We start from the raw sequence: 12,009 nt of genomic DNA, 5'->3' as shown, positions 1-12,009 counted from the left end.
GCCTGCTTGGGCAGGAGGTATTGCAAAAATACTTCAAATCGTTCGGACACGCGGGCTCACTGGGGGGCTGAAGAAGCACCCATTCTATAGAGGCAGGTCCTGCATCAGCCGGGCTGCAGCCGCAGCAGGCGGCCGCGCGGGCTGTCGGTCAGCACATAGAGCAGGCCGTCCGGTCCCTGCCGCACATCGCGAATGCGTTCACCGCCGCCCTCGAGCAGCTTGTGCTCGCGCACCACCTTGCCCTGGAAAGGCGTGGTCAGTTCGATGCGGTTGAGGTAGCCGAACTTGAGCGAGCCGACAAACAGGTTGCCCTGCCAGGCCTTGCCGTATTTATCGCTGGTCAGAAACACCATGCCCGACGGGGCTATGGACGGCACCCAGTAATGCAGCGGCTGCTCCATGCCGGCTTTGGCGGTGATGCCTTCGCCCATCTTGCCACCACCGTAGTTTTCGCCGTAGGTGATGACCGGCCAGCCGTAGTTGCGGCCGGGCTGCGGCAGGTTGATTTCGTCACCACCCTGCGGGCCGTGTTCGTGGGTCCAGTAGCTGCCGTCAGGGGCCAGGGTTGCGCCCTGCATGTTGCGGTGGCCGTAACTCCAGATTTCCGGCAAGGCCCCGGCCCGCCCGACAAAAGGGTTGTCTTTCGGAACGCTGCCGTCCTTGTTGATGCGCACCACCTTGCCGTGGTGGTTGTCGAGTTTTTGCGCGTCCTGCATGCGTGAATAGCGGTCGCCCAGGGTCAGGAACAGCGTGCCATCGGGCTTGCCGTCCTTGTGGGCTTCGACAATGCGGCAGCCAAAATGCGCGCTGCTGGAAAACTTCGGCTGCTGGCTGAACAGCACCTGCACGTCTTCGATCCGGCTGTTGTCAGCGGCCAGCGTGGCGCGGGCCAGCGCCGTGCTGTTGCCGCCGCCCGAGGCGGCCGGCTCCGAAAAGCAGAAGTAGATCCTGCGGTTGGCCGAAAACCCGGCATCCGTGATGACATCGAGCAGGCCACCCTGTCCACCGGCGTCCATGGCGGGCAGACCGGGCAACGGCGGTCCGAGCCGGCCGTCAGGCTCCACCACCCGCAGCCGGCCGGGCCTTTCCGTCACCAGGAAGCGGCCCTGCGGCAAAAATGCGAGGCCCCAGGGGTTTTGCAAGCCTGTGGCGACGGCCTCGGGCCGCACGGTCTGCGCCTGCCCCTCCGCACTCGACAACGCTACCAAAAAAGTAGCGCACAAAACAACAGGCATAAGGGAAAGGTGCATATTTCTCTCCTTGATTCAGGCAAAACATCCGCGCCAGCGACGGCGCCGGACCCTATCGCAATATGCCACTGTCGCCATGCCGGTATCGTTCTGTGGGTTTTCCCTGAGGAATACCTGAGTTTTCTCCGAAAAACGCAGTTGTTGTCGTATATCGTTACAAATCAATGGCTTACCACCGCAATCTAGAAAAAACTTTAGCTTGACGTAGGACTTGTCCTTCAAGTACCCTTGCGGCCATGCGTATCCCCCTGCTCCTCACCTGCCTTTTGCTGGCTTCGACCGTGCAAGCGGCGCCAGGCCATTCCGGTGACGACATGGACAAGTTCCTCGCCGACAAGGGCCTGCTCACCAGGATGGACCAGGTGCGGCAGTCGGTCAGCCACAAGGCCTCCGAGCTGGTGGTCAACGCCATGGGCTTCCTGGGCGTGCCTTACCGGCGTGGCGGCAACACCGCCGAGACCGGGGTGGATTGCAGCGGTTTTGTGAAAGCCATCTACGAGCAGACCGTGGGCTTGGTCTTGCCGCGCCGCGCCGAACAACAGGCCGCGGCCACGCAGAACATCGACAAAACCGAGTTGCAGCCCGGCGACCTGGTGTTCTTCAACACCATGAAGCGGGCTTTCAGCCATGTCGGCATTTATGTCGGCGAGGGTAAATTCATCCATGCACCCAAGCCCGGCGCCGAAGTGCGTGTTGAAAGCCTCAGCGTCTCTTACTGGGCCCGCCGCTTCGACGGTGCGCGCCGGGTCCAGGCCAGCGCACAGACCAACGCGTCTGGCGAATAAGCGGCCGCCCGCGGCCCTTTTCGCACGCGCCTTCTTCTTTCCGCCTTTTCTGCCTGCCGGCTCCGTTCTTCGGCAGGTCTGCTTCAATCGGCCTTGACGCCGGCCTCCCGGATCACCTTCGCCCATTTGGTCGTTTCCAGCGCAATGAATGCGTCGAACTCCTCTGGCGTGCCGCCTGCGCCGAAGGTTCCCATGGCATCGAGCCGTGCACGGGTTTCATCGCTGCGGATGATGCGTCCGACCTCGTCCGACATGCGCCGCACGATGTCCTTCGGGGTGGCCGCTGGTGCCAGCATGCCGGCCCAGGTGCTGCCGGTGAAGCCGGCAAAACCCTGCTCGATGAAGGTCGGAACATCCGGCACCGCCGGCAGGCGGCGGTCGCTGGCAACACCGATCAGCCGCACGCGGCCCGCCTTGCCCTGATTGATCAGCCCGGTCGGCGCATCAAAAAACAGCTGGATCTGCCCACCTATCAAATCCGTCAGGGCTGGCACCGCGCCTCGGTAGGGAATGTGCACCATGTAGGTCTTGGTGATGGACTTGAGCAGCTCGCTGGTCAGGTGGGCGGCTGAGCCGTTGCCGGAAGAACCGAAGCTGACCTTGCCGGGGTGGGCGCGCGCATAGTCGATCAGCTCCTTCGTCGTCTTGAAGGGTGCGTCGTTGTTGACGGCGGCAAGCAGCGGCGACACCCCCATCAGGGACACACCGGTCAGGTCTTTGCGCGGGTCGTAGGGCAGCTTGGGATACAGCGTTGTGTTGGCTGCATAGGCGGCAATCACCACGGCAAAGGTGCTGCCGTCGGCCGGGGCCTTGGCCAGCATGTCCACGCCGATGATGCTGTTGGCACCCGGCTTGTTGTCGATAGTCACGGTTTGCTGCAGCCGGTTTTGCAGGCCCACCTGCACAATGCGCGCCATCTGGTCGGTGAAGCCGCCGGGCGTGTAGGGCACGATGATGCGGATCGGCTTGTTCGGCCAGGCGCTTTGGGCCAGCAGGGGTGCGCAGACAGTGGCCGCACCGGCCGTGATGGCCAGATTGAAACGGCGGCGGGACAAGGTGCGTGGGGACGTGGGTTCAGACATGATTTCTCCAGAGGGTGTCCTTCATTCTGGGCGTCAGTCCGGACAGCAGCCACCGGGTTTGCCCCCGAAGACATGCGTCGGCAAGGCCCGGATGGACACCTGCGCGACACCCGGAGGTCTGCAAAACGGAACAGCTGCCCCAGAAAATCAGACCAGACCCAGCCCAGGCGAAAGGCCAAGTCTTGATGAGCGCCAACGGTATGGACATCGACTAGATCGTCGCGCGGCTGGACACCCGACGCGCGGTGTCAGCCCTGAAGATGGCAGCAAGCAAAATCCGTGTGCGAATTTCAGAAATGAACTGCATCGCCAACAGATACGCCTCAGGGAGGTCCGCATTCCCAACAGATTCGGACGCCTGATTTTTCAGCGCAAAGCTGCCGACCTCAGGCCAGGCGTGCTGCCATCCCAGGTGAACGCCAAAGGCTGCCGTCTGCATCGACGATGAGCGCATCCAGGTTCGGAACCTTCGTTACCCGCGCCCGTCCTGCAGCAGCACCTGCCACCATGATGGCTGCCCCCAGGCCGTTGATCGCGTCCAGGTCGTCTGCGATCAGGACAACGCCGCGAGGCCCTTTGGTCGGGTACCCGGTCTTTGGATCGAGGATATGGTGCAGGCGCCTGCCATGATGGATCACGAAGCGCTCGTAGTCGCCTGATGCCGCAACAAAGCCATGGTTCAGCGAGACTGCACCAAGCAATCGTTCGGGCTGCCGTGGATCACGCAGGCCCACCCGCCACGGCTTGCCGTTCAATTGGCCCGCCACCAGCACATCCCCACCGCCATTGATCATGGCATCGGCCACGCCATGGCGATGCAGCTGCTGCATACCCGCCTGCAAAATGGGAAGCTTGGCGATGCCACCCAGATCCAGGCGCATGCCGCGCCTCGAGAGGTAGACGGTGCCGGCACGCTCATCGATCACCATGCCCTTGTGACCAACCAGACTCAACTGCTGCGAAATGCGGTGTGCCGACGGAATGGAAAAATTGGCGGGATCGAAGTTCCAGTCGTGCAGTGAGCCCACCGTGGGGTCGAAATCACCGCCGCTGGCCTGCGCAGCGCGGCGCGCCATCAGCAACACCTGAAGCAATTCGGGCGGCACGGTCACCGGTTGCAGACCTGCCATCAGGTTGATGGCACTGAGCGCGTTGGTACTGCGGTAGCGGCTCATCATGTCGGCCAGCCGCGCCATCTCCGCGAACGCCAACTGCGCTGCCGCTGCCACGGCAGCACGGTCGCCGCCCTGCAGCGTCAGGTCAACCTGTGTCCCCATCAGCACCTGTGAGAACTGGTGAACACCGGCTGCGGCCTGCACCGGCGCAATGAAAAGGCCGCAGGCGGCAAGCGGTAAACCGAATGCTACGCTGCGGCGGCCAAGGTGCACCGCGTCAGAGCCGGGAGAACGCATGGGATCGATTCCAGACAGATCAGCGGGACTGATCGACCATGAAGGCCACCGCGGCCTTGACATCGTCGTCGGACAGCGTGGTCGAGCCGCCGCGTGCGGGCATCTGCCCCTTCGCGCCAGTGAAACCCTCGAGGGCATGCTTGTGCAGGACATCCAGGCCCTGGGCGATGCGCGGGCCCCAGTCAGCCTTGTCGCCCGGTTTGGGTGCTCCGGCCACGCCGGCTGCATGGCACAGCGCGCAGGTCTTGCCATACACCGACTTGCCCACCGTGTTCTCGGCAACCGGTGCAGCAGGTGCTGCAGGTGCAGCGGCCGGCGCTGGAGTGTTTGGCACTGCTGCCGTATTGCCCTGGTTCTTGTCGCCGCAAGCGGTGAGAGAAAAAACGAGCGCGGCGATCGCAAACGCATTGATGGGTGTGTACATAAGGAACTCCGTTGGAATATGCAATTCATTTTAGGCGTCGTGTCGGCCAAATAGTGTTTCCGTGCGGCCCATTTGTACCAAAAAATGTATTCCGCGTACTCCTTTGATGTATGTCAACGCCGCGAACGTCTCCTCGATAAACCATAGGGGCTGTCATCAACGTAAGTGCATCGTGGGGCGTCAAGGTCCCATCTCTGTTTATTAGGAATTTCTCATGCGCCAGAAATCAGGTACACCGTCCGAACAACTCAGCGTGATCGGGCGCCGCAAGTTCATCAACACCGCCGCACTCGCTGGCCTGACGGTCGGCGTTGCCGCTTGCAACGACAAGTCTGCGGGTCCTGCAGCCGCACCAGCCGCATCCACCGCCGCTCGCGTCGCGAATGCTGGCTCCGAGGTTGGAAAGTATGAAGTGGCCCCCGGCCAACTCGACGATTACTACTCGTTCTCCTCCGGCGGTCACTCCGGCGACGTGCGTATTTATGGCCTTCCCTCCGGCCGCCTGTTCAAGAGCATTCCGGTCTTCAACATGGATTGCCTCGTTGGCTGGGGCATCACCAACGAATCGAAAAAAATTATCGGCACCAAGCCCGATGGCAGCCCCAAGTACCGCACGGGGGACACGCACCACGTGCATCCTTCGTACAAGGACGGCACGTACGACGGCAAGTACATTTTTGTCAACGACAAGATTCACGGTCGGATCGCGCGCATCCGCATGGATACGATGGAAACCGACAAGATCACCGAACTGCCCCTTGTGCAAGGCTTCCACGGTATTTTCCCGGACAAACGTGACCCGGTGGACGCAGCCATCAACCATACGACGCGTGTGTTCTGTGGCGGCGAATTCAGCATCCCTCTGGTCAATGATGGCAAAAACATGGAAGCCACGAAGGACTACCGCTCGGTCTTCAGCTGTGTGGATGCGGAATCAATGGAAGTGCGCTGGCAGGTGGTGATTGACGGCAATTGCGATCTGGTGGCCTCGTCGTACGACGGCAAACTCGCCTGCTCCAACCAGTACAACACCGAAAACGGTGCGCGTTACGAAGACATGATGTCCGCAGAGATGGACTCGTGCATATTCTTCAACGTGGCCCGCATCGAAGCGGCCGTGAAAGCCGGAAAATTCAAGACCTATGGCAGCTCCAAGGTGCCGGTGGTCGATGGCAGCAAAGCTGGCAATGCGGATCCCAAGACCGCGCTGACCTGCTATGTGCCGGTTTCCAAGAACCCGCACGGTGTCAACGCCAGCCCGGACGGCAAGTACTACGCCTGCTCGGGCAAGCTGTCGCCCACGGCCACCCTGATCGAACACGCACTGGTGCTCAAGTGGTTTGACGGTGAACTCAAGGATGCCCGCGAAGCCGTGGTGGCCGAGCCTGAAATCGGCCTGGGCCCGTTGCATACCGCCTTCGACGGCCGTGGCAACGCCTACACCACGCTGTTCCTGGACAGCCAGATCGTCAAGTGGAATGTGGAGGCAGCCATCAAGTCCTACAAGGGTGACAAGACCGCCAAACCAGTCGTGGACCGCATCGATGTGATGTACCAGCCTGGTCACGGTTTCACCTCCATGGGTGAAACCAAGAATGCCGATGGCAAGTACTTCCTGTCGGACAACAAGTTCTCCAAGGACCGCTTCCTGCCTGTGGGCCCCCTGCACCCCGAGACGGCGCAGTTGATTGACATCAGCGGCGACAAGATGAAGCTGGTGGCGGACCACTCGGTGTATTCCGAGCCGCACGACTCCATCATCATCCCTCGCAACCTGATTCGTACGCGCCAGGTGTACGACATCAACGAGTTCCCTAACGCCGTCAAGGATGCGAAGGAATGCCGCGTGGAGCGCAAGGGCAAAAAGGTCACCGTTTACCTGACCTCCCAGGCGCCTACCTTCGGCCTGCGTGAGTGGACCGTCAAGCGTGGCGATGAGGTGACCATCATCTTGACCAATCTCGACAAGGTGGAAGATTTGACGCACGGCTTCGCGATTCCCAAGTACGACATCAACTTTATCGTGAACCCGCAGGAGACCAAGTCGGTCACGTTCATTGCGGACAAGCCTGGCGTGTACTGGTGCTACTGCACCAACTTCTGCCACGCGTTGCACCTTGAAATGCGCTCGCGCATGCTCGTTGAGGCCTGATCGAACCTGCATGGGGCAACGCGGTCACCGGACGGCGTTGCCCTTTGTCTCGTGTGGATATCCCATGTTGCTATCGAAATTTCGCCTCCTGTCGACTCTCTGGTTCGCGCTCACCCTTGCACTGGCGGTACTTTCTCCAGGAGCGCTTGCGGCGTCAGGTACCTACGAAGCCGAACTTCCGGCCGACCTCGCGACGGCCAAGGACATGTGCGCCCTGCTGCCCTGCAAGGACGTATTTCCGGGTGCCACCCATTTTTCTGAGCGCAAGGGCCAGCCACCTTATGTAGAGGCCTACGACAAGGCCGACGAAGGCCGCCAACTGCTTGGCTATGTGATGCTCTCGACCGACATCACCGACACGCCCGCCTACTCAGGAAAACCTGTGGTCACGCTGATCGGCATGGACAAGACCGGCCACTTCGTTGGCGTCAAGGTGCTCAAGCACTCCGAGCCGATCCTGCTGCTCGGCATTCCCGAGTCGGCACTGCTCAAGTTCATCGCCCAGTACCTCGGCAAGTCGATTGCCGACAAGATCGAAATCGGTCAGTCGCGCCCAGACGAGGGGGTGGTCGGACTGGATGCCATCTCGGGCGCCACGGTCACGGTCATTGCACAGAACCAGGTCATGATGGCCTCTGGCTCGGCAGTGGCGCGGCAGGTCGGCATCCTTGCGCCGACGGTACGCCAGCCGGCACACTACAAGGCAACGGGTGCACCCCTCGCCTGGAATGAACTGGTGGCGCGCGGCGCTGTGGAGCATCTGCGCGTCATGCCCGAACAACTCGGCCAGGATCGCAGCCCGGATCCTTTTATCGAGCTGTGGTTCGGTGGCCTGAACCACCCCGACATCGGCAAGAGCATTCTCGGTGCCACGGGCTGGGAGAACCTCAAGCTCCAACTCAAGGAGGGTGAGCACGCCATTTTCATTATCCGCACCGCCGGCCGTGAATCGTTCAAAGGCTCGGGTTTTGTGCGCGGCGGTCTGTACGACCGCGTGCAAGTGCGGCAGGGTGCCGATTCCTTCACCTTTCGTGATCTCGATTATTTGAACCTCTACGGCGTACAAGCCGAGGGTGCGCCCAGTTTCAACGAATCGGCTATTTTCATCATTCGATCCAAGTCGTTCTCTGACGCTTACCCCTGGAAGCTAAGCTTGCTGGGTAACCGCGTTGACCGCGCCACTGGCGTCAGGAGTTTTACCAGTTTCGATACCAACTATTGGTTGCCAGACGCCATGCTCGAGGGTGGCCGCCCCGAGGTGGTGGAGGCCGATGCACCCTGGGTGCGTATCTGGAAGTCGCGCGCGGTTGAAATCGCGCTGTTTGCCTTGCTGCTGGTGGCGGTCGCCGTGGTTTATGCGTACCGTGAACGGCTTACACGCCTGTCGACGCACAAGAACAAATGGCCGGTCAACGCCTTCAAGTACACCGCTTGGGCGCTCTCCATCGTGTTCGTTGGTTTCGGTCTCATGGCGCAGCCTTCCATCACCCAGGTGCTGACCTGGTTCCATGCGCTGCTATTTCAATGGACCTGGTCGCTGTTCTTGTCCGATCCGTTCATCTTCCTGTTCTGGATATTTATCATCGTCACGGTGTTTCTGTTCGGACGTGGGCTGTTTTGCGGCTGGATGTGTCCGTTCGGATCGCTTCAGGAGGCCATTTACAAGGTGGCGCGCTTCATTGGCCTGGGGCGCTTCCAGACCAAGTTGCCGCAAAAATGGCACGATCGACTCAAGTGGCTCAAATACGCCATCTTCTTCGGCCTGCTGGTGGTTTCCATGTTCTCCATGGGGCTGGCCGAGAAATTGGCCGAGGTAGAGCCGTTCAAGACCACTTTCCTGGTAGGCATCAGTAACCGCGCCTGGCCTTACGGCCTGTTCGTAGCGGCGATCCTGGGCGTGTCGATCTTCATCGAGCGGCCTTACTGCAAATACATCTGCCCTCTGGGCGCCTCCCTGGCCATGCCCAGCACCTTCCGCTGGTTTGGCCTCAAGCGCAAGCAGGACTGCAACAGCTGCAAGGCCTGCGCTGTGGGCTGTGGCGCCCAGGCTATCGACGCCGATGGCCGTATCGACCACCGCGAATGCCTGCACTGCCTGGACTGCATGATTCTGTACACCGACACCAAGGGCTGCCCGCCCCTGGCCAAGGAACGCAAGCGCCGGGAGAAAGACGGGCTGGAGATCACACCGATCGGTGCCAACGGCTATTTCATACCAATCCACCTGGCCACCAGCTACACCGAGCAGATCAGTGCCAAGGCCGCCAAGGGCCCGGATCCACGCATGCCCACTGACCCCGCCTTGCCGCCGCACAAGGTGAACGTGCGCGGCCTGCAGTGGCTGTGGCTCGAATTGCGTGACCACCTGTGGCCCTGGAGCAGCGAAGGCTGGCACTCGCAGCGTGCGCTCCAGGTGGCCGGTTTCTCGCTGGCCGTGGCAGCCAGCGTGGCCTGGGTGATGACGGCGATGGGTACCCTGTCCTCGGGCGCCATCATTGGCTGGTGGTTTGGCTGGAGCGTGTACGAAGTGCTGATTCGACTGTCGGGCCGGCGCTACGTGAAAGACGGCCCATGGTGGCGCGACCACTACCGCGTGGCCGGCGTGATGGACATGATGAGTTATGTGGGCTTCAAGAACCTGTTGATCGGTGCAGCCCTGTTCCTTGCGCTCAAGTCGCTGGGCTGGCTGATTTTATGAGGGGTGCGCTACGCCGCCTGGCAAGCGTCGGCTTGCTGGGTCTGGTTGCGGTACACGCTGCCGGCGCTGCAACCGCAACGGTGCAGCCGGGGCAGGATTTGCAGGCGGTCATCCGGGCCGCGGCGCCCGGGGATGTGATCGAGGTGCAGCGCGGCTTCTACCGCGCCAACCTGCTGATCGACAAGCCTCTGACCTTGCGCGGCATCGGCCGCCCCACGTTGAGTGGCGGTCAGCAAGGCGACACCCTGCGCGTGACGGCACCCGACGTGACCATCGAAGGCCTGATCGTGCGCGATTCGGGCGATAGCCTGAAAGACCAGAATGCGGGCATCTATGTCTACCCCGGCGCGCACCGCACCGTGATACGGCATTGCGACCTGAGCTACAACCTGTTTGGTGTGTGGATAGAAAAGGCCAACGATGTGGTGATCGAGTCCAACGTCATCACCGGCAAGCGCGAGTACAACTCCTCGCAGCGCGGCAATGGCGTGCAGTTGTACAACACCCAGCGCGCGCGCATCCTGAACAACAACATCAGTTTCGTGCGCGATGCACTGTTTGTGGACGTGTCGCATCACGCCGTGTTCCGCGGCAACAAGCTGCACCACAGCCGCTACGGGACGCACTACATGAACTCCTACTACAACCTGTGGGAAGACAATGACAGCTACTACAACCGCGGCGGCCTGGCGCTGATGGAGGTGCGCGACCAGGTGGTGCGCAACAACCGGGCCTGGGGCAACTCGGACCACGGCATCATGCTGCGCACGATGCAGGATTCGCTGGTGGAAAACAACGTCGTCGCCGGCAACAACCGCGGCTTCTTCATCTACGATGTGGAATACGTGACGATCAGGAACAACCTTGTGGTGGATAACCATGTGGGCGTGCACCTGGCAGCGGGCTCAACACGCAACGTGGTCGAAGGCAATGATTTCATCGCCAACCGCGAGCAGGTGCGTTATGTGGGTGCGCGCGACGAGGTGTGGGGCGCCAAAAATGGCAACCACTGGGACAACTACCTGGGGTGGGATCGCGATGGCAACGGCATCGGCGATGTGCGCTACGAGGCCAACGATATGGTGGACCGTCTCACCTGGCGTTACCCAGGCATCAAACTGCTGCTGGCCAGCCCGGCGGTGCAGGCGTTGCGTCTGGTGGCTCAACAATTCCCGGTGTTGCGCGTCCCCAGCGTGGTGGACCCGAAACCTCGCATGCAACCGAACAACAAACAATGGAGTGAGTGGCGTGACAAGCACTATCCCGGTCAGTAACCCCCCCCGCACTGGCGGTCCCGCGATTCAAGTGCGTGGCGTCGCCAAGCACTACGGCGCGCTGCACGCGGTGGACGGCGTGGACCTGACGGTGCAGCATGGCGAGATCTTTGGCCTGATCGGCCACAACGGCGCTGGCAAGAGCACGCTCTTCAAAATGATGCTGGGGCTGATCGAGCCAAGCGCGGGCGAGATCCTGGTGAATGGCGCTTCGGTACGGGGGCGCGACTTCCGCAAGACCCGGCGTCACATCGGCTACCTGCCAGAGAACGTGGTTTTGTATGACAACCTGAGCGGGCTGGAGACGCTGCGTTTCTTCGCCCGGCTCAAGGGCGCGTCCAGTTCGCAATGCGAGCCGACGCTGGCGCGCGTCGGCTTGTCACATGCGGCAAAACGGCCGCTGCGGGAGTATTCCAAAGGCATGCGCCAACGCCTGGGCTTCGCGCAGGCGCTATTGGGCGCGCCACGGGTGCTGTTCCTGGATGAGCCCTCCAACGGGCTGGACCCGCAGGCGATACGCGACTTCTACGCCACGCTGCGCGGATTGCGCGATACGGGTGTGACCATCATCATTACCTCGCACATCCTGGCAGAGTTGCAGGAGCGGGTGGACCGCCTCGCCATCATGGCCGCCGGCAAGATACAGGCACTGGGCAGCGTGCAGGACCTGCGCGACCAGATGCACATGCCGCTGGGCCTGGAGCTGCGTCTGGCGCCGGACGATGTGGCGCTGGCCCAGCAGGCGCTGAGCCAGCTCATTGGCGTGAGCAGCGTGGTCACCGATGAAGGGCTGCGGATCAGCTGCCCACGTGCGTCCAAGATGTCGGTGCTGGGGGCGCTCGCTGGTCTGGGTGCCAGGGTGCTGGACTTGAACATCCGTGAGCCCTCGCTGGAAGACGTTTTTTTTGGATTTTCGGATTGAGGTGAAAGAA

9 protein-coding genes are annotated in these 12,009 nt (G+C 61.6%); 5 read left to right on the top strand and 4 right to left on the bottom strand.

Features of this window, described 5'->3' with window-relative positions:
• Positions 1–104 precede the first annotated feature (104 nt).
• Positions 105–1,250, bottom strand: coding sequence for a PQQ-dependent sugar dehydrogenase (locus PSV33_RS07435; protein ID WP_300560270.1), 1,146 nt, complete (start codon positions 1,248–1,250; stop codon positions 105–107).
• Between the two features lie 236 nt (positions 1,251–1,486).
• On the opposite strand from PSV33_RS07435, the gene PSV33_RS07430 reads away from it, so the two are divergent.
• On the top strand, positions 1,487–2,035 hold the full coding sequence (locus tag PSV33_RS07430; RefSeq protein ID WP_300560268.1) for a C40 family peptidase: 549 nt from the start codon (positions 1,487–1,489) through the stop codon (positions 2,033–2,035).
• Between the two features lie 83 nt (positions 2,036–2,118).
• Here PSV33_RS07430 and PSV33_RS07425 read toward each other — a convergent pair whose 3' ends face one another.
• The 3 genes from PSV33_RS07425 to PSV33_RS07415 form a co-directional block, all read right to left on the bottom strand.
• Entirely contained in the window at positions 2,119–3,117 is a 999-nt protein-coding gene (locus tag PSV33_RS07425) for a tripartite tricarboxylate transporter substrate binding protein (RefSeq protein WP_300560266.1), read from the bottom strand.
• Between the two features lie 386 nt (positions 3,118–3,503).
• Positions 3,504–4,529: an FAD:protein FMN transferase gene (locus PSV33_RS07420; RefSeq protein ID WP_300560264.1), complete on the bottom strand. Its 1,026-nt coding sequence runs from the start codon at positions 4,527–4,529 to the stop codon at positions 3,504–3,506.
• A gap of 19 nt (positions 4,530–4,548) precedes the next feature.
• Complete coding sequence (locus PSV33_RS07415; RefSeq protein WP_300560262.1) at positions 4,549–4,953, bottom strand: c-type cytochrome; 405 nt, start codon at positions 4,951–4,953, stop codon at positions 4,549–4,551.
• 214 nt (positions 4,954–5,167) lie between these two features.
• Between PSV33_RS07415 and nosZ the strand changes: the two genes are divergently transcribed.
• The 4 genes from nosZ to PSV33_RS07395 all read left to right on the top strand — a co-directional run bounded on the left by nosZ (position 5,168) and on the right by PSV33_RS07395 (position 11,999).
• Positions 5,168–7,105, top strand: coding sequence for a TAT-dependent nitrous-oxide reductase (gene nosZ, locus PSV33_RS07410; protein WP_300560260.1), 1,938 nt, complete (start codon positions 5,168–5,170; stop codon positions 7,103–7,105).
• 64 nt (positions 7,106–7,169) lie between these two features.
• Positions 7,170–9,803: a NosR/NirI family protein gene (locus PSV33_RS07405; protein ID WP_300560259.1), complete on the top strand. Its 2,634-nt coding sequence runs from the start codon at positions 7,170–7,172 to the stop codon at positions 9,801–9,803.
• The gene (locus PSV33_RS07400; protein ID WP_300560258.1) at positions 9,800–11,077 is read left to right on the top strand and encodes a nitrous oxide reductase family maturation protein NosD; all 1,278 of its coding nucleotides are present in this window, start codon (positions 9,800–9,802) and stop codon (positions 11,075–11,077) included. The genes PSV33_RS07405 and PSV33_RS07400 overlap by 4 nt, the downstream gene beginning before the upstream one ends.
• Positions 11,052–11,999 (top strand): ABC transporter ATP-binding protein, encoded by a 948-nt coding sequence (locus tag PSV33_RS07395; protein ID WP_300560257.1) that lies wholly within the window; start codon positions 11,052–11,054, stop codon positions 11,997–11,999. Before PSV33_RS07400 ends, PSV33_RS07395 begins: the two co-directional genes overlap by 26 nt.
• Positions 12,000–12,009 lie beyond the last annotated feature (10 nt).

The sequence above is a fragment of the Polaromonas sp. genome (assembly GCF_029945895.1).
In the GTDB taxonomy this organism is placed as follows: domain Bacteria; phylum Pseudomonadota; class Gammaproteobacteria; order Burkholderiales; family Burkholderiaceae_C; genus Polaromonas.
Note: the sequence above shows the minus strand (reverse complement) of the source record. Positions and strands in the feature narration are given on the sequence as shown.